20 protein-coding genes are annotated in these 19,252 nt (G+C 33.6%); 15 read left to right on the top strand and 5 right to left on the bottom strand.

Going from position 1 to position 19,252, the window contains the following annotated elements:
- Positions 1–4: 4 nt before the first annotated feature.
- From tmoW to tmoX, 5 genes are all read right to left on the bottom strand, one after another.
- The gene (tmoW, locus tag AC5SMR_RS01540; RefSeq protein ID WP_006997990.1) at positions 5–1,030 is read right to left on the bottom strand and encodes a trimethylamine N-oxide ABC transporter ATP-binding protein TmoW; all 1,026 of its coding nucleotides are present in this window, start codon (positions 1,028–1,030) and stop codon (positions 5–7) included.
- A gap of 72 nt (positions 1,031–1,102) precedes the next feature.
- A complete protein-coding gene (locus AC5SMR_RS01535; RefSeq protein WP_011282290.1) occupies positions 1,103–1,651 on the bottom strand; it encodes a hypothetical protein in 549 nt (182 codons plus the stop codon).
- Between the two features lie 11 nt (positions 1,652–1,662).
- Entirely contained in the window at positions 1,663–2,040 is a 378-nt protein-coding gene (locus AC5SMR_RS01530; protein WP_006997988.1) for an MORN repeat-containing protein, read from the bottom strand.
- 34 nt (positions 2,041–2,074) lie between these two features.
- A complete protein-coding gene (locus AC5SMR_RS01525) occupies positions 2,075–2,554 on the bottom strand; it encodes a hypothetical protein (RefSeq protein ID WP_006997987.1) in 480 nt (159 codons plus the stop codon).
- A 90-nt stretch (positions 2,555–2,644) separates the two neighbouring features.
- Positions 2,645–3,589, bottom strand: coding sequence for a trimethylamine N-oxide ABC transporter substrate-binding protein TmoX (gene tmoX, locus AC5SMR_RS01520; protein ID WP_006997986.1), 945 nt, complete (start codon positions 3,587–3,589; stop codon positions 2,645–2,647).
- Between the two features lie 115 nt (positions 3,590–3,704).
- On the opposite strand from tmoX, the gene AC5SMR_RS01515 reads away from it, so the two are divergent.
- The 15 genes from AC5SMR_RS01515 to glnT all read left to right on the top strand — a co-directional run bounded on the left by AC5SMR_RS01515 (position 3,705) and on the right by glnT (position 19,240).
- Positions 3,705–6,032 (top strand): trimethylamine N-oxide demethylase, encoded by a 2,328-nt coding sequence (locus AC5SMR_RS01515; RefSeq protein WP_011282291.1) that lies wholly within the window; start codon positions 3,705–3,707, stop codon positions 6,030–6,032.
- A 3-nt stretch (positions 6,033–6,035) separates the two neighbouring features.
- A complete protein-coding gene (locus AC5SMR_RS01510; protein ID WP_011282292.1) occupies positions 6,036–6,386 on the top strand; it encodes a hypothetical protein in 351 nt (116 codons plus the stop codon).
- A gap of 99 nt (positions 6,387–6,485) precedes the next feature.
- Positions 6,486–7,814: an NAD(P)/FAD-dependent oxidoreductase gene (locus AC5SMR_RS01505; RefSeq protein WP_011282293.1), complete on the top strand. Its 1,329-nt coding sequence runs from the start codon at positions 6,486–6,488 to the stop codon at positions 7,812–7,814.
- 72 nt (positions 7,815–7,886) lie between these two features.
- Positions 7,887–9,356: a glutamine synthetase family protein gene (locus tag AC5SMR_RS01500; protein ID WP_027307086.1), complete on the top strand. Its 1,470-nt coding sequence runs from the start codon at positions 7,887–7,889 to the stop codon at positions 9,354–9,356.
- Positions 9,357–9,380: 24 nt separating this feature from the next.
- Positions 9,381–10,325, top strand: a complete 945-nt coding sequence (locus AC5SMR_RS01495) for a class II glutamine amidotransferase domain-containing protein (protein ID WP_494577112.1) — start codon at positions 9,381–9,383, stop codon at positions 10,323–10,325.
- Positions 10,313–11,167, top strand: a complete 855-nt coding sequence (locus tag AC5SMR_RS01490) for a GltB/FmdC/FwdC-like GXGXG domain-containing protein (RefSeq protein WP_011282296.1) — start codon at positions 10,313–10,315, stop codon at positions 11,165–11,167. Before AC5SMR_RS01495 ends, AC5SMR_RS01490 begins: the two co-directional genes overlap by 13 nt.
- A complete protein-coding gene (locus AC5SMR_RS01485; RefSeq protein ID WP_006997979.1) occupies positions 11,167–12,591 on the top strand; it encodes an FMN-binding glutamate synthase family protein in 1,425 nt (474 codons plus the stop codon). Before AC5SMR_RS01490 ends, AC5SMR_RS01485 begins: the two co-directional genes overlap by 1 nt.
- A 9-nt stretch (positions 12,592–12,600) precedes the next feature.
- Positions 12,601–13,002, top strand: a complete 402-nt coding sequence (locus AC5SMR_RS01480; RefSeq protein ID WP_006997978.1) for a hypothetical protein — start codon at positions 12,601–12,603, stop codon at positions 13,000–13,002.
- A 125-nt stretch (positions 13,003–13,127) separates the two neighbouring features.
- Entirely contained in the window at positions 13,128–14,528 is a 1,401-nt protein-coding gene (locus tag AC5SMR_RS01475; protein ID WP_415271430.1) for an ammonium transporter, read from the top strand.
- Between the two features lie 11 nt (positions 14,529–14,539).
- On the top strand, positions 14,540–14,764 hold the full coding sequence (locus AC5SMR_RS01470) for a hypothetical protein (protein ID WP_006997976.1): 225 nt from the start codon (positions 14,540–14,542) through the stop codon (positions 14,762–14,764).
- A gap of 60 nt (positions 14,765–14,824) precedes the next feature.
- A complete protein-coding gene (locus AC5SMR_RS01465; RefSeq protein ID WP_271499107.1) occupies positions 14,825–14,977 on the top strand; it encodes a hypothetical protein in 153 nt (50 codons plus the stop codon).
- Between the two features lie 12 nt (positions 14,978–14,989).
- Positions 14,990–15,868 (top strand): class II glutamine amidotransferase, encoded by an 879-nt coding sequence (locus tag AC5SMR_RS01460; RefSeq protein ID WP_271499110.1) that lies wholly within the window; start codon positions 14,990–14,992, stop codon positions 15,866–15,868.
- Positions 15,869–15,871: 3 nt separating this feature from the next.
- Complete coding sequence (locus AC5SMR_RS01455) at positions 15,872–16,552, top strand: GltB/FmdC/FwdC-like GXGXG domain-containing protein (RefSeq protein WP_011282299.1); 681 nt, start codon at positions 15,872–15,874, stop codon at positions 16,550–16,552.
- A gap of 2 nt (positions 16,553–16,554) precedes the next feature.
- Positions 16,555–17,871: an FMN-binding glutamate synthase family protein gene (locus AC5SMR_RS01450; RefSeq protein WP_006997972.1), complete on the top strand. Its 1,317-nt coding sequence runs from the start codon at positions 16,555–16,557 to the stop codon at positions 17,869–17,871.
- Positions 17,872–17,914: 43 nt separating this feature from the next.
- Entirely contained in the window at positions 17,915–19,240 is a 1,326-nt protein-coding gene (glnT, locus tag AC5SMR_RS01445) for a type III glutamate--ammonia ligase (RefSeq protein ID WP_006997971.1), read from the top strand.
- The last annotated feature ends 12 nt before the right edge of the window (positions 19,241–19,252 follow it).

The following is a 19,252-nucleotide window of genomic DNA, read 5'->3' as shown; positions in this document are numbered from 1 at the left end:
GCCTTTATTTTTTCTCCCTTGAAAAAACAGTATGAATTATTTTTGAGGGGTGAACGCTTCCAACAATTTTATTATTTTCATCTGTAACAGCTACAGATTTTTCTTGAGTTAAAATTTTTTCAGCCACATTTTCAATTATTTCATTTTTCGAAACTTTGAAATCACTTAAATTTTCAGTTTCTGGTTTTTCCATTAGATCTGCTATTTTTAGAACCTTTCCCCTAGGTACTTCTTCGGTAAATTTTCTTACATATTCAGTTGCTGGATTTAAGACAATGTTGGCGGGTGTATCCAATTGCTCAATAACTCCATCCTTCATAATTGCAATACGGTCAGCAAGTCTTAATGCCTCATCAAAATCATGAGTAATAAACATAATTGTTTTTTGTAACTTTTCTTGAAGTCTTAAAAATTCATCCTGCATTTCTTTTCTAATTAATGGATCTAATGCAGAAAATGGTTCATCTAAAAACCAAATATCGGGCTCAACCGCTAATGATCGAGCAATACCTACTCTTTGTTGTTGTCCACCAGAAAGTTCTCTTGGAAAGTAGTTTTCTCTTCCATCAAGACCTACAAGTTTAACCATTTCCATTGCTTTATTGATGCTATCTTGAGTTTTAATCCCTTTGATTTGAAGTGGAAAAGCAATATTTTCAACAACTGTTTTATGAGGCAGTAAAGCAAAACTTTGAAAAACCATTCCCATCTTATTTCTTCTAAGTTCAATTAATTCTTTATTATTTAGTGTAAGTAAATCTTGACCGTCTATATAAATTTTTCCGCTTGTTGCATCTGTTAATCTAGAAATACATCTTAGTAATGTTGATTTTCCTGAACCAGATAGCCCCATCACAACTAACATTTCACCTTTTACAACTTCAAAAGAGGCATTATTTACACCAACTATACACCCATTATCTTGAAATGTTTTTGCATCCACATTTCCATTTGCTTCATGAAGCATCTTCTTGGCGTTAGAGCCAAAAATTTTGTAAACTGATTCACATTTAATTACAGGATCGCTCATAATGTATTAATAAGTTATACGAAATAGAAATAAAATACACTGTATATTATTTTTATTTATTGTTTTTCCTCCTTAAAAATTTTTAATAAAATAAACTCTTGTATCAATACCAGTACTTAAAAAACTTAAAGCTTCACCAGTAACAGTAATTGTTTCATCTATCCCAATGTTATTTCCACTTACCGTATAACCTGTAATACATTTGTTTTTGTCTTTGTCCCATTTAACAAATGTTTCATCAATTAGATTTCCATTCTTAGTATAAATTTCATGTGCCTTAAAATTTAAAAAATTTGCACCCATAATTGCACGTTGTGGAATAAGTTTTGTTGCATTACAAACTGCCTCATACAATTCATCTGTTAATTTAAAATGATTCGTTCCATCAAAAGTTACTAAAATACCTGATGGAAGACTTGATGTCAGTTCACTTAGTTTTCTTTCTTTTGCAATTCTTTCTTCTTCTATTTTCATCTTTTTAACTAATTCATCTCCTTGACCAAAAAAGATATTTAGAGTTACAAAAAATAAAATTACAACAACGGTAACTGAAATAAGACCAACAAATTGATTAAGTGCATGAGGTAAGTTTCTTAATTTATCTAAATATTTTTTTTCCATTATTATTTTAATTATTCTTGTAACTTCCCATTTTTCCAAATTCCTATTTTTTCCTTTCCATCGGACCAGGTAAATTTTCCTTCACCATTCATGAAGCCATTAGTCCATTCCCCATCATAAGTTGAGCCATCAGGAAAAGTTAAAATACCTTGACCACTCCATTCGCTATTTTTAAATTCACCTTTATAAATATAGCCATTTGGCCAAGTTTCAGTTCCATTACCCTCTTTTTGCGTCTGAACCCACTCTCCTTCATAGGTGGTTTTATCTGTGTACACCCATTTTCCAAAGCCGTTTTCACAGTTTCCCTCTTTACATCCGGTACTTCGGGCTAGGGCTATAGATGTGGTTAAAAAACTTAAAATAATACAAATAAGATATTTTTTCATTATTATATTTTACACAAAATTAGATAAAAAAAAATCAGACTTTTTTCTCATTTTTTTTACATGAATAAAAAGAAATATCTTTTTCAGAGTTTTCACTTTTCATGTCTCTTGTAATTTCATGAATTAATTCACCAGATTTTCTATTTATAATTCCTGATTCAGAGTAGTTTTTTTCTTCATCAATAGCTTTAAATAAAACTACGTCTTTGTTTACTATTCTAACTGTTAGTTTTTCTTTTTTTGAAAGAAATGAAGATAATCCATTTATTAAAAGTGTTTTTGGTTGTTTTGCATTGATTTCAAATTTATCTAAATCTTTATCCTCTAAATCCTTAGCTAAAAAAGTTTGATAATTATATTCTGCATTCTTAACTATTTTTTTTTCTAATTCACATACAAAGCTAAGACTAATATTTTCCTCTATATTCACATCTTGTGCTAAAGAAAAATTAAAAACAAATAAACTTATGGAAATGTAAAAAAAATATTTCATAACTTGTATAATTTTTTTCATTAATAATATGAATGTTTCTTGAAAAATTACCTATAAAAAAATCCCCCCCAATAAATATTGGGGGAGATCTTAAATTATTTGTTTATATCCTTATTTAGTAAAAGGAGTCCAAACTGACTTATTATCTGCAAGCCACTTTTTAGCTGCATCTTCGTGAGTCATTTTGTCAACGTCAACTAAAGCAGCCATTGCACCAATGTGACTTGTAGAGAATGACATCTTTTTAAACGTTGCAGCCGCAGCTGGATGAGTTTTTGGAAAGTCTGCATTTACAGCTTTTTTCAAGTAACCATCAGGCGAACCACATTTACCGTCACCACCATCTTCTGGTCTACAACCAGCAGTATATGGAGGGAAGTCTATAAATGTAAAACCAGCACCATCTGTAAAGTTTGGTGTCCAGTTGAATATTATAGTTCCTCTTCCTTCTTTTTCAGCAGCTACTAATTCTGCCCAAAGTGCATCTGCACTTCCAGCAAATTTAACTGTCCAAAGATCTCCTAAGCCTAAAGCATCAACCCTTTGAGGTATCAAATCTCCATGCCAAGTTTGAGGTCCTTCTAACATTCTTCCTTTTCCACCTGAGTCAGGTGTTGTAAAGTTTTTAGCACAAGCTGGATTTTTTAAAGCAGTCCAATCTGGTAGACCTGGACATAATCCTTTTTCAGCAACCCAGTTTGGATATCCCATATCTTCAAGCGTTCGAGCTTCATGATCTCCCCAATCAACTAAACCACCTTTATCAAGCGCTGTAGTAAATGATTTACCAAAAGCAGATTCCCAAACTTCATGAGATAAACTTACATCACCTAGACGAATTGACTCATACACAGCTTGTGAATCAGTATTTACGTATTTTACGTTATTTCCCATACTTTCGAAAATTCCACCAATAACGTGAGCCATTACAATTTGGCTTGACCAGTTATGAGTTGGAATTACGATGGGCTTTTTACTGTCTGCTGCGTTAGAAATTCCAGCGAAACTTACTACTGAAATTACTAGGGCAGACATTAATGATACTATTTTTTTCATTATTCTCTCTCCCTTAATATTAAGTTATAAAAGTATGTTCTCATTTATTAAATTTATAGTCAATCCCTTATGAATATATTATGCTTAAGGTAATTTATCAAAATTTACACTGGCAATGCTACATACTAGTAAAGATATACGAAGTCCTGGTTTAAGAACGTTACCACCTGGAGTTGAAAGATATTTTGTAAGAGGTGGAGGTTTATCAATTATAGAAGTTTTACCAGAAGATAAAATAGAAATAATAAATGAAGAAGGAAAACAAATTTGTGAAATAATTGTTTTTAATTCAAAAGGTAAATCTGATTTATCTATTTTAAATTTAAAAGAAAATTCTAACGCAGATTTTTCAAAAAAAACTATCTCAAACGATGAAAAAATTTCAAAAATTTTAAAGAAAAAAAACTTAAATTTAAGTAATGCTAAAGCATCTATCATTTTTAACGATGATTGCTTGATGGGTGAAAAAATAACACTAACCTCAAAAGATAAATGCATTGTAATGATTGCTGCACCTGGTGATGCAATGAATGTTCATGAACAAAATCCTCCAACAGATTTAACGATTTATTTAAATAAAGCTAAATTTATTGAAACTGATGAACAATTTATCTTACCAGATCCACTTAGTGATCCAATTATAGAACAACTTGTAAAAAGAAGAACTGCTGAAACCTACAGTGTTAAAGCTGGTGAATATATTCAAATAATTGATCCAGGTGGAAGACAGTGTTCTGATTTTTTAGCTTTTGATACACAAAAATTAAATGACGGTATTGAAAGCATTATTGATGATAAAACAACACGAACCTTTATGGGTGGTGCCTACCCTGGGCCAGGATTATTTTCAAAGTTTTATGACGGCGATCATGAAGCTATGATTGAAGTTGTGAGAGATACCGTTGGAAGACATGATACTTTCAATCTTGCTTGCACATCAAAATACTATGAAGACATGGGATATATGGGGCACATAAATTGTACAGATAATTTTAATAATAGGCTGGATAAATATGACATCAATTCTCGAAAAAGCTGGTCTGCAATAAATCTTTTTTTCAATACTGCTATTGACGCTAATAATGTTGCATCTTTTGATGAGCCTTGGTCAAGACCAGGGGATTATGTTTTGTTTAGGGCTTTAAAAGATTTAACTTGTATATCCTCTGCTTGCCCATGTGATGTAGATGCTGCAAATGGCTGGAATCCAACTGATATTTTTGTTAGGACTTATTCAAAGGAAAAAAAATATTCAAAAGCAATAGCATTTAGAATGAAAACAGACTCAGAGCCTAAATTAACACAAGAGACAGGGTTTCATAAAAAAACTTCTGAGCTAACAAGAAATTTTGTTGAGTATAAAGGTTTTTGGCTTGCTAATAATTTTACAAATTCAGGAACAATAAAAGAGTATACGGCTTGTAGAGAAAGTGCGATTGCAACAGACTTATCACCTCTTAGAAAGTTTGAAATTCTTGGACCTGATGCAGAAAATTTAATGCAATACACACTTACTAGAAATGTTAAAAAACTATCTATCGGACAAGTTGTTTATACAGCTATGTGTTATGAAAATGGCTGTATGCTAGATGACGGTACTTTATTTAAATTAGGACAAGATAATTTTAGATGGATCGGTGGAGATGAATACAGTGGTGAATGGTTAAAAGAACAAGCTAAGAAGAAAAATTACAAAGTTTGGATAAAATCTGCAACAGATCATATTCATAACATTGCCGTTCAAGGTCCAAATAGTAGAAAAATTTTAGAAAAGTTTGTATGGACGGCGCCAATCCAACCATCAATCACTGAACTTGAATGGTTCAGATTTAATATTGCAAGAATAGATCATGAAACAGGTACGCCAATTGTTATTTCAAGAACAGGTTACACGGGTGAACTTGGTTATGAAATATGGTGTCATCCAAAAGATGCTGCAGAAGTTTGGGATAAAGTTTGGGAAGCTGGTAAAGAGTTTGATATTACCCCATTAGGTTTAGAAGCTTTAGACATGGTTCGTATAGAAGCTGGCCTTATTTTTTATGGTTATGAGTTTGACGATCAAACAGATCCATTTGAAGCTGGAATTGGTTTTACAGTTCCACTTAAAACTAAGGAAGATGATTTTATAGGTAAAGAAGAATTAATTAAAAGAAAAGCAAATCCACAAAAAAAATTAGTTGGTCTGGAATTAGTAGGTCATGAACCGGCATTACATGGAGATTGTGTTCATGTAGGTCGTGGTCAAGTAGGTGTAATAACAAGTGGAATGCTATCCCCTAAACTTGGAAAAAATATTGCGCTTTGTAGAATAGATGTAAAATATTCTGAGATTGGAACTGAAGTTGAAATTGGTAAACTTGATGGTCATCAAAAAAGAATTGGAGCGAAAGTTGTACCTTTTCCTTTCTACGATCCAACAAAATCAAGAGTTAGAGCGTAATAAATGCCTAATAACAGTAAAGATCTTTTAAGTTTTTGGGAAGACCAAATGAAGCAATCCCATACTTCAAGCAACTATTTTTTTAGAAAATCCCCTTCTCATTATCATATGATGCTACTTGTAATGTCAGCTTACAAACATAATGAAAAGTTATCTGTTGAAGGGCTAAAGACAAAACTATTCAAAACTTCTAGACCAAAATCTGCATTGATTATTAATGAAGCTTGTGAAAAAGGATTCTTTCGTCTTGAAAAGACTTCAACTGACCAGCGAATAAAAAACATAGTGCCTAGTGAGACTTTTATTAATGAGTTTAAAGAATATTTAAATACACTGCAAAAGTTAAGTTATTAGTCACTTTTTAAAAAAATCTATAATATATAATTTATATATATAATTTATAGATCTATAAAAAATTGTATTTTTTTTTATCCAAAAAAATATTGTTTTGCTATGTCAACTTTACCAAAAAAAGCAAAAGTCGTAATTATAGGTGGTGGGATTCATGGCTTAAGTACAGCATGGAAACTTTCTGAAACTTATAAAAACGAAAATGACATAGTTGTTCTAGAAAAAAAAGATATCGCAGCAGGTGCAAGTGGAATTGCTTGTGGTGTTGTTAGAAATAATTATTTTCAGCCCGCTATGAGAGAATTAATGGCTCACTCAGTATCGGTTTGGGAAAGTGATCCCAAAGCATTTAAATATAACTCTGTCGGTTATTTGCAAATTTCACCGGAAGTTATGCACGAAGATGTTGCTTCAATAGCTAAACAACAAAAAGCAATAGGATATGATTCAGAATTTATAGAAGGTGAAGCAGACTGCATGAAGTATATGAAAAATATGTTTGGTGACTGGCAAGCTCAAGGGATAACTTCAGTTCTTCATGAAAAAAAAGGTGGTTATGCATTTAATAAAGATTCTATAAAAGCGCTTGAAGAAAAATCAACATCAAATGGGGTCAAGGTTGTTAAAGGGGTAACTGTTACAGGTTTTAAAAGAGGTAGTAACAGTAAAGCTGTTACAGGTGTTGAAACAGACAAAGGTATTATTGAGTGCGATCAAGTTGTTGTTGGTGCTGGTCCTTGGGTGAGAGATTTTTGGAATATGCTAGAGCTACCAAAAACTGCAAAAATTAAAGATAAAGATGGTAAATTTCATGAAACTGAAATGTGGAAATACTGGATGCTACAGGAAGGTGTAATTGGTGTTGATGAGGATTTTTTAAAAATGGATAATGGTGGTCAACCACCTGTAATTCATGTCGATTCTACGGCTCCTTTATATTCTGATAAAACAAAAAAATTAATTACTGATAAAATTTGGGGAATTTATTATAAACCTGATATCGAAGGTTTGGGAGTACAAGGTGGAACGTCACCCTACATAGTTGATAAACATTTTGATAAAGTTAATGTTGACCCCTATGGAATTGAGTCTCCTGAATTTCAAACTACAGAAGAGTTTAATGATATGTGGTGCTCAGCTTTAGCTCATTGTCAAAAAAGATTTGAAGGAAAATCTGATCTTTATAGAAAAGGCCCTTCAGGTGGACTTGGTTGCATGACCCCTGACTCATTTCCAATTTTTGATAAATTTTTAGAAAATGTTTACATGATTGCTGATGCTAACCACGGTTACAAAATGATTGGTGTTGGTGAACTTGTTGCAAAAGAAATTCTTGGAACTGAAAGTGATTTATTAAAACCGTTTAGATTCAACCGTTACGAGAAAGGTGAACTTCACCCAACTTCTAACAGTCCGTTCCCTTGGAGTTAAACTTCAAGCCTAGACACTAATAAATTTTTCAGTTACGGTTCGTTAAATAAAAATTCATTAGAGGGAGAGATAATGACAGATTTAGATAGACACGTAAGACAACCTGGTAGAGACAAATTAGTAAAGCAAGTTAGAGCTAAGATTAATGAGCTAGGTGTTGAATATATTTTTTTTCAATTTATTTCAGTAACTGGAAGAGTTGTAGGTAAAGGTATTCCTACTGATCACTGGGAAAGAACTTGCGAAAAAGGTTTTCAATTAGTTTACGGTGCTACAGCTAACTTATTTGTTGATCGTCATGGAGATTATATTGGTTATGGTCCAGAAGCAAAAGAGCTAGTTGGTATTCCTGATCCTGAAACTTTTTGCCAACTCCCTTGGGATAAAAAAGTTGCAAGAGTGTTTGTTACTTGCTTTAGAAATAGAGAAGAAAGAGAAAACCCAGGTGCACACTTAACTTCAGACTGCCGTGGAAATTTAAGAATACACGCTCAAGAATTTAAAAAGAAACACGGCTACCAATTAAGAGTTGGAACAGAGCCTGAAATGATGTGGTTAACTAAAAATGAAGATGGTTCACCAACAGGTAAAGGTTTTTCTAAACCCTACTGCTATCATATTGATCAATTCGAGTCGTTAAGACCAGTATTTATGAAAGTTTTTGAATACGCTAGAGCAATGGGCTTTGACATGATTCAAGGTGATCATGAGGATGCACCAGGACAATTAGAATTAAACTGGATGTATGATGACGTATTAAGAAATGCAGATAGACTTTCAACTTATAGACAAATTTGTGCTCAAGTTGCAAGAGAGTTTAATTTGATAGCTTGCTTTATGACAAAACCTTTTATGGGAGTGTCAGCAAGTGGTTGTCATACTAATATGTCTTTGTGGAAAGGTGGAAAAGATAAAGTTAATAAATTATCCCACAAATCAATACCAGCGATGGATGAAGTTTTCACTTATGTTGAAGGTGGAACTAATTACTTTATGCCTGATACTAAAGATATTCAGTTACCAGGTAAGGTTGGATTAAAAGCAATTGGTGGAGTAATGAAACATTTAGGTGCATTAACTGCAATTGGATCATCAACTGTAAACTCTTATAGAAGATTATGGGATACAGGTTTTTGGGCTCCTGTTTATGCTGATTGGGGATTTCAAAACAGAACATGTGGATTAAGAGTTTCTGCACCAGGAAGATTTGAATATCGTTCAGTTGACTCAATGCATAATCCTTACTTGATGGGTTCAGGATTATTGAAATGTTTTGATGATGGGATAACAAATAATATTGATCCAGGAAAACCAGAATCTAGAAGTATGTACGATGCTCAGGCAGCTGGTAAAGAAGTTAAAAAATTACCTTTAAGTCTAGGTGAAGCTTTAGATCGTCTGGCAGAAGATGAAGTGATCAAAGCAGCTATGCCAGATGAAATGTATAAAGTTTTCCATTGGTATAAAAATGATGAATGGGAAAGATTTTTAGGGGCAACAACTCAGTGGGACTTAGATACTTATCTAGATTGTCTACCGTAATCTTTAATAAAATAGGGGAAATATATGTGTGGAATAGCAGGATTAATACATAGAGGAAAATCATCCAATGTAGGAAGTGAGCTACAAGGAATGCTTCAAGCTTTAAAACATAGAGGAGAAGATTCTACAGGTTATGCTTTGTATGGAGATACTGATGGTAAAAATTTTATCATGCGTTTTAAAGTTGGAGAAAATGTTGGTGAAGGAAGTTCATCCATAATGGAAGATGTTTCTGTTTATGACAAAAGAAAGAAAATTGTTGATCAATATTTATCTGAACTAGGTGCTAAAATAGTAAAAGAGGAAAGAATTTTACCCTACTCTTTGAGATATGAGCTTGATTATGATGTAAAAGATCTACTAGAATTTTCACAAAAGATTGAAAGTATTCCAGGTGTTGAAATTTTATCTATGGGAAAATCCTTAGAGGTAATTAAAGATTTAGGAAATGCTCAAATGGTTCTTGATAGGTATGATTTAGGTAAAGTAGTTGGAACTCATGCAATTGGCCATGCAAGAATGGCTACAGAATCTGGTGTAGATATTAAATCAGCCCACCCTTTTTGGGGTTATCCTTTCAGTGATGTATCAGTAGTTCATAACGGTCAGTTAACTAACTATTGGAACAATAGAAGAATGCTTGAAAATAAAGGCATGAGATTTATGTCTGAGTGCGATTCAGAATTAATAGCGGTTTATATTGCTCAAAAAATGAAAGAAGGAGCAAGCCTTGAAGAGGGCATGAAAGCTTCATTAACAGGTCTTGATGGAGTGTTTACATATTTTGTTGCAACTAAAAATTCTTTAGGAATGGCAAAAGATACTATGGCTGCAAAACCTTTGGTTCTTTATGAGTCAGATGATTTAGTGGCAATGGGCTCAGAAGAAATAGCAATCAGATCAGTTCTACCACAAGAGATAGATACATATGATCCATTTGATGGAGAGGTAAAAGTATGGCAAATTTAAAGAATACAGAGAAAAAAACTAAAGCCCAGTCAATGGGTATGCACTCAGAAGTTTTAACAGGAAGAACTCAACAAAAGTTTTTTAATCCTGATGAAGGTGAAAACCTTTATTATTTTGGAACTTACGATGTAGATTTTAATAAAAGAACAGAGCTAGATGTTAAAGATATGACAGCTCCAGAAGCTAATAAAGAAATTGATAACTTAATGAGCCAAGGATTTGGCACAATTGTTATTAAAAACCCTCAAGGTAAACATAGTTTAGGGGTTGGTATTTTAAATAAATTAAATTTAATTTTTGAGGGAAGTTTAGGTTATTTTGGTATGGGTTCATGTGATGGACCTACTGTTAGAATTAATGGTAGAGTTGGTTGGTCTTGTGCAGAAAACTTAATGGCAGGAAAAGTTGTTATAGAGAAAAATGCAGGGTCTTGCTTTGGTGCCGCTATAAGAGGTGGTGATTTAATTTGCAAAGGAAGTGTTGGTGCAAGAACTGGAATTGACATGAAGGGTGGAACTATCATTGTTGGTGGTGATGCTGGAGCGTTCACTGGTTTTATGATGCAAAGAGGAAGAATAATTATTCTTGGTGATGTTGGAATAAACTTAGGTGACTCTATGTATGATGGCACAATCTTTATTGGTGGAAAAATAGGATCATTTGGAAGTGATGCTGTGCCTGCTGATCTAACTGCTAGTGATCAAGATTGGTTAAAACGAAAATTAAAAGTTGCAGAAATTGGTGAAAAATTTGATGTTAGTAAAATGACTAAAATTGTAGCTGGTAAAAAACTTTGGAACTATGACAATCTAGAACCTCATGAAAAGAAAGGAGCTATCTAATGGCTAAAAAGAAAACAAAAAAAAATGAAAAAAAATTAAAAAAAGCTAAAGGTAGTGTTGGTGGAAAAGCTGATGTTCATGCACATGAAGATGGTAAAAGAAATAAAAGTCTATTAGGTCACAATGCTATTTTTACTCCTGAAGTTATAGACGATATTCACATCAAAGCTCAACTTGGAAGATACAGAATGCGTGGAATGGCATTAATGAAAAAAATTCCAACATTTGATGATTTAGTATTCCTACCAGGAACTCTTACTAGATTTGTAATTGAAGGTTATAGAGAAAAATGTGAAACAAAAACTATTATCGGTCCTAATTGTGAGAACCCGATTGAACTAGATATACCAGTATATATTACAGGTATGAGTTTTGGTGCGCTTTCTTATGAAGCTAAAACTGCTTTAGCAAGAGGAGCAACAATGGCTGGAAGTGCTACTTGTTCAGGAGAGGGTGGAATGATTCCAGATGAAAGAAGATATTCTGAAAAATGGTACTATCAATGTATTCAATCAAGATACGGGTTTAACCCTCACCACGCTCAACTTGCTGATGCAATAGAAGTGTTTATTGGTCAAGGACAAAAAGTTGGAATGGGTGGACATTTAATGGGTCAAAAAGTTACTGATCAAGTTGCAGAAATGAGATCTTTACCATCTGGTATTGATCAAAGATCTCCAGCAAGACACCCCGACTGGCTAGGTCCAGATGATTTAGCTTTAAAAGTTGAAGAATTAAGACAACTTACAAAAAACAAAGTACCAATTCAGTTAAAACTAGGTGCATCAAAAGTTTATGATGATGTTCGTATGGCTGCAAAATGTAATCCTGACTCAATCTTTTTAGATGGTATGGAAGGTTCAACTGGAGCTGGTCCACATATAGCTGCTGCAAATACTGGTATCCCAGGAATTGCTGCAATCAGAGAAGCAAGAAGAGCTATTGATGATGTGGGTAAAACTGGACAGGTAACTTTAATTTATGCAGGTGGTATTAGAGATGGTGCTGATATGGCGAAGGCTTTAGCCTTAGGTGCTGATGCAATAGCAATTGGAACTGGTGCTTTAATAGCCTTAAACTGCAATAAAGATATTCCAGAAGCAAACTTTGAAAAAGAAATGGGTGTTAAGGCTGGTGACTGTTATCACTGCCACACTGGTCGTTGTCCAGTTGGTGTTGCAACCCAAGATCCTAAATTAAGAGCTAGATTAAATCCTGATGATGCTGCTTTAAGAGTTTATAATTACTTGCATGCAATGACATTAGAGGCTCAACTTTTAGCAAGAGCTTGTGGTAAAACTAATATTCACTCATTAGAACCAGAGGATTTAGCTGCACTAACAATGGAAGCTTCTGCACTAGCAAAAGTTCCTTTAACAGGAACCAACTTCACTGTTGGTGTTGATAACTATCACAAAATATAAGAGGTAAATATGGTTAAGAAAAAAACGAAAATAAAAGTAAAAAAAGAAAATCTAGGTGGAAAGTCTAAAGAAACTGCTAGAGAAAAAATGATTGGGCAACATATTGGTTATAGATATGATGTTAACTTACTCCCTGATTATAAAAAAATCACTCCATTCTTAAAAAAGTATATTGAAGCAATGGGATGGGATGATCTTAATTGGCTAGAAGATATACACATGGGTTATGAAGAAGATAGACCTGCTGTATTTTGTAGAAATGCAAATGGCTGGGTTACAATTCCAAAATCAATCAAATTGCCAAACAACCAACAAGACAGAGATATGATCGCAAGAGAGCTTTTAGTTAAGTTTCAAATGTCTAAAAAACACCCTCTTGTTGATTTGAAAAAAGCTTACCTTAAGTTTTAGTACCTCAATCAAAGGTTGATTATTTTTCAAAACTTGTAGTTATTACTTGCTTATTTAAGCAATGTATAGTTTGTCACGTCTCTATAAATTTTATAGTCTTTCTTAAAACTAATAGGAGAGAGATTATGGATGATCAATTAGGCGCTCTTACAGTTATATTTACAGAATTTTACTACTGGGTAACAGTAGTATTAATGTTCCTGATTCACGTCGGGTTTTGTATGTATGAAGTTGGAGCCTCACGATACAAGCATCACCAACATACTTTAATGAAAAATACCATGGTAATACCACTAGTAACGGTAACCTGGTTTTTCTTTGGTTGGTGGATTTACTGGGCATTCCCAACAGGACCGGGAATAGCGCCTTCAATAATGAATGAGAGTTCAGCATTAATTACTGATGAAAGTACTTTTAGTGCGAAATGGTATGTGGCAAATACTGAATTTATGGCTGTCAACTTAGGTGACCGTATAAGTGGAGTATTCTGGGCTGCATTCTTACTATTTTCATGGACAGCTGCTTCAATTGTTTCTGGAGCAATCATTGAAAGAATTACAACTTTTGCATTTGGTATTTTAGCAATTGCAATTGGTTCGTGTTTCTGGGTAATTGATGCTGCATGGGGATGGCACTTTGATGGATGGATGCTTAAAATTTTAGGATATCATGACGCTTACGCATCAGGAGTAATTCACGCAATTGCGGGTGGATTTGCTTTAGGTGTTCTAATCGTTTTAGGACCTAGAATTGGAAAGTTCTCATCAAGTGGTGAACCAAGAAATATAGGACCAAGAAACCCATGGCTAGTTACAGTTGGATTATTTTTAATCTATACTGGTTTCTGGGGATTTTATGCGGCATGTAACATACCGATATTTGATCTTGGACCTGAGTATGGAATGGAAGGTGTAACGTACTGGACAGCAACAAACATATATGTAACCCCAACCACACTGAGTGGAATAACCTATAACTTCCTGATGTCATTATCAGGTGGATTATTGGCTGGATATGTGGTCGCTAAAGGTGATCCATTCTGGACTTACTCAAGTGGACTAGCTGGGATCATCTGTGCATCTGCAGGTAATGATTTGTATCACCCGATACAAGCAATGCTTATTGGTGCGATCGGTGTTGTTATAGCATATAAAATGCATTACTGGGTTGAACGTAAGTTCAAAATTGATGATGCAGTTGGTGCAGTAGCGGTACATGGTTACGCAGGATTTGTTGGTCTTGTAATTTGTGGGTTTGTTTTAAATGGCTATCCTTCATCTGGATACAGTGTTGGAGCTATGTGGGACGGATCAACTTATGCATCAATCAATCCACTGGGACAATTCCTTGGAGCAATTATAATGTTCGGAGTTCTTGGAATGTTACCAGGCTACGTTATTGCTAGAATACTAAGCGCTTTTGGTAAATTAAGAATACCGCGTGAAGTTGAAATAGCAGGACTAGACTATGAAATAATGGAGGACGATAGAGAAGCTGAAAAAGCGGTCGCCTCTTCAACTAGGTAAAGGAGAAAAATATGGCTACAGTTACAAACTGGATAGATCATTTAAGTGCAGAAGAGGTTGTCGGAGCCATTTATCCGGGAGCTGGATCCACTGAAACTTTGCTAGTTATTCTTGGTGTAGTTTTTTGGATTGGATGGCATGTCATCACAGCTAAATCTGAGAGTGAAAAACTTTCAAGATTAGCTAAGAAAAGACATGGTGCAAATGATCATAAAAGCAATATTACCGACTGGTAATATTAAATAAACTTTGGGCGCTACTTAATTGTGGCGCCCTTTTTTTTATAAAAATTCAATATGAATGAGAATAATCAAGAAAATCAAAGACCAAGTAAGATGAGAGGTGTTGTTTTTCCAAAAGCAAAGTACGGAGTAATAGCAGCTATTATCATCATTGTAGTAGGAAATATTTTCTACTATAAAGAATTCTTAATATCCTTAATTAAATAAACTTAAAAATCTATGTGTGGAATAGTAGGAATTTATCTTAAAACAAAAAAATACGAAAAAGATCTTGGTAAATTTTTATCTGGAATGCTTGATGGTATGGCGACTAGAGGCCCTGATAGTGCTGGATTTGCAATATACACAAAACAAAATAAAAACAAATTTAAATACTCTATTTGTTTAAATCAATTAACAGATAAAGAATTTAAAAAAAAAATATCTAAATTTTTAAAAAAAATAACACTTAAAACTTTTTCGGATCATGTAATTCTTGAAACAGAGGAAAAACCCGAAAAGGTATTAGAAATCCTAGATTCTAAATTAAAAGAAGTTTCTTTGGTGGGTTATGGTAAAAGTATTAATATCTTCAAACAAACAGGAAATCCTAAAGACGTGGTTAGAAAATTTAAATTATCTTCTTTTTCAGGAACTCATGCTATAGGACACACTAGGATGGCAACAGAAAGTGCAATTACAACTCAAGGTTCTCACCCCTACTCTACATCAGAGGATGAGTGCTTGGTTCATAATGGATCTCTTTCAAATCATAACAACATACGAAGGTCTTTAAAAAAAGAAGGTCAGAAATTTAATTCAGAAAATGATACTGAGGTTGCGGCTGGTTACATCTCTAATCAAATTTCAAAAGGAGAAAATCTAGAAGAAACCCTAAAAAATAGCCTAAAAGATTTAGATGGTTTCTACACCTTTATAGCTGGTACTAAAGATGGTTTTGCATTGTTGAGAGATGAAATAGCTTGCAAGCCAGCAGTTGTTGCAGAAACAAAAGATTATGTAGCGGTTGCTTCAGAATTTCAATGTATGGCGCACTTGCCAAATGTAAACACAGCTAAAATTTTTGAACCAAAACCTGGTATTGTTTATCACTGGTAAATTATGAATTTAGATCTAAATAAAAAAAAACTAAGAGAAATTAATCAACTACTACAAAACGTTGGTAGAGAAAAAAATAACAGAAGTTTCCAAATTTTAAATCCCCAAGGTCAACACGCTATTTGTGCAGGTTTAAAAGATGATATTGAAGTTTCAATAAAAGGACACACTGGCTATTATTGTGCTGGGATGAATAAAAATGCTTCTATTACCGTACACGGAAATGTTGGAACGGGTGTAGCTGAAAACATGATGTCTGGTAAAGTAATTATCAAAGGCAATGCTTCTCAATCTGCTGGAGCAACTGGTCATGGCGGTTCTTTAATTATTGAAGGAGACGCTAGCTCAAGATGTGGCATATCAATGAAGGGGATTAACATTATAGTAAAGGGGTCTGTTGGTCATATGTCAGCATTTATGGCACAAAAAGGTAATTTAATTATTTTGGGAGACGCTGATGCTGATTTAGGAGACTCAATTTATGAGGCAAAAATATTTGTTAAAGGTAAGGTTAAAAGTTTAGGTTCTGATTGTATAGAAAAACAAATGGATGATAAAAATATAAAAGAATTAAATAAAATTTTTAAAGATTTGAATATATCTGAAGATGCAAAAAAATTTAAAAGATATGGATCTGCAAGAAATTTATATAATTTTAAAATTGATAATGTGAGCTCATATTAGTTATGAAAAAAGATTTAAAAGAATTTAAAACGTTTCCATCTTCAACAATTAAAGAAATTCAAAGAGCTGCTAAGGAAGGAATTTACCAAATTAGAGGATTGGGTGCTAAAAGAAAAGTTCCAGACTTTGATGACTTGGTATTTTTAGGAGCTTCCATGTCTAGATATCCATTAGAAGGTTATAGAGAGAAATGTAATACCTCTGTAATACTTGGAGACCGTTTTGCAAAAAATCCTATTAAATTAGATATACCAATTACTATTGCTGGAATGAGTTTTGGAGCTTTAGGTGCCAATGCAAAGGAAGCTTTAGGCAGAGGTGCTTCTGCTATGGGAACTTCGACAACCACTGGAGATGGAGGCATGACAAAAGAAGAAAGAGGATCTTCTAAATATCTAGTATATCAATTATTACCTTCTCGATACGGTATGAATCCGGATGATTTAAGAAAAGCAGATGCTATAGAAATAGTTGTGGGACAAGGTGCAAAACCTGGAGGGGGTGGAATGCTTCTTGGACAAAAAATTAATAAAAGAGTTGCTGGTATGAGAACTTTACCTGAGGGCATAGATCAAAGAAGTGCTTGTCGACATCCAGATTGGACAGGACCTGACGATTTAGAAATAAAAATTCAAGAATTGAGAGAAATTACAAATTGGGAAAAACCAATTTATATAAAAGTTGGAGCAGCAAGACCATACTATGATACGACTTTAGCAGTAAAAGCTGGCGCTGATGTTGTTGTGTTAGATGGAATGCAAGGTGGAACAGCTGCAACACAAGATGTTTTTATAGAACATGTGGGTATACCAACTCTTGGTGCCTTAAGAGAATCTGTAGATGCTTTAAAAGAATTGAACATGCATAGAAAAGTTCAATTAATTGTTTCTGGTGGAATTAGAACTGGTGCTGATGTTGCAAAAGCAATTGCAATGGGAGCAGATGCTGTATCAATAGGATCTGCTGCTATGATGGCTTTAAATTGTAATGCAGATCTTTATAGAAAAGATTACGAAAAACTTGGAACAGAGCCAGGTTACTGTCATCACTGTCATACAGGAAAATGTCCTGTAGGTGTTGCTACACAAGATCCTATACTAGAAAAAAGACTCAATCCTATAGAGGGGGGTAAAAGATTAAAAAATTATTTATCCACATTAACCCTAGAGTTGCAAACATTAGCAAGAGCAAATGGAAAATCAGATGTAAGAAATTTAGAACCTGAAGATTTAGCAGCTTTAACAGTAGAAGCTGCAGCAATGGCAAGAGTTCCGCTGGCTGGAACAGATTGGATACCAGGACTAAAAAATAAAAAATAGTATTGTGAAGACTAATTAACAGTTGTAAATTAAGAAATAAAATATGCCTATTAATTTATCTAAAATTGCTAAAGCTAAAAAAATAAAATATTTTTTGATTAGTTTTGTAGATTTTTTTGGTGTCTTGAGATCAAAATTAGTACCAGCACAAGCGATTGCAGACATGCAAAAGAATGGGGCGGGTTTTGCGGGTTTTGCAACTTGGCTAGATATGTCTCCTGCAGATGGGGATATGTTTGCTCTACCAGATCCTAAAAGTTTAATTCAATTGCCTTGGAACAAAGAAATTGGCTGGTTAGCTTCTGATTTATATATGTATGGTAAACCAGTTAAGGCTTCACCTAGAGTAATGCTCAAAGAGCAAATTAATAAATTACATAAAAAAGATTTAGTCATGAAGTCAGGTGTAGAGTGTGAATATTTTTTGATCTCAGAAGATGGGAGTAAAATTGCTGATGCAAGAGACACTCAATCAAAACCTTGTTACGATCAGTCTGCTTTAATGAGGAGATATGATTTAATCAAAGAAATATGCGATAGCATGATTACTATGGGTTGGAACCCATACCAAAATGATCATGAGGACGCTAATGGCCAGTTTGAAATGAATTGGGATTATACAGATTGTTTAACTACAGCTGATAGACATGTATTCTTTAAATATATGGTGAAATCATTAGCTGAAAAACATGGTTTGAGAGCAACATTTATGCCAAAACCTTTTAGCAATCTAACAGGAAATGGCTGTCATGCTCACATCTCTTTATGGAATGGAAAAATTAATAAATTTCTAGATAATGGAGACAAATTAGGTTTGAGCAAATTAGCATATAATTTTCTAGGTGGAATTATGAAACTTACTCAGCCTTTAACAGCATTTTTTAATCCGACAATTAATAGTTATAGAAGAATAAATGCACCACCAACAAAATCGGGAGCTACATGGTCACCTAGTAGTATTTCTTATACAGGAAATAATAGAACTCATATGATAAGAATTCCAGATAAAGGTAGATTTGAACTAAGGTTAATGGACGGAGCAGTAAATCCTTATTTGCTTCAAGCTGGAGTAATAGCTGCTGGTTTACATGGAATAAATAATAAAATAGATCCTGGTGAACCTTTATCTTGTAATATGTACACTGATCATAAAAATTACCCTCACCTAAAAAAATTACCTGACATAATTGAAGATGCATTAGATCAACTAGAAAATAGTAAAGAAATTAAGGAAGCATTTGGCGGTGATACTATTAAAAGCTATCTAAAGTTAAAAAGGTCTGAAATTAATGATTTTAATCAAGAAGAAAAATTTGATAAAAAAAGCTCGGTAACTCACTGGGAAAAAAATAGCACTCTTGATTGTTAATAAATGAAATCA

This window comes from Candidatus Pelagibacter sp. PS_28, from assembly GCF_059417885.1.
Note: the sequence above shows the minus strand (reverse complement) of the source record. Positions and strands in the feature narration are given on the sequence as shown.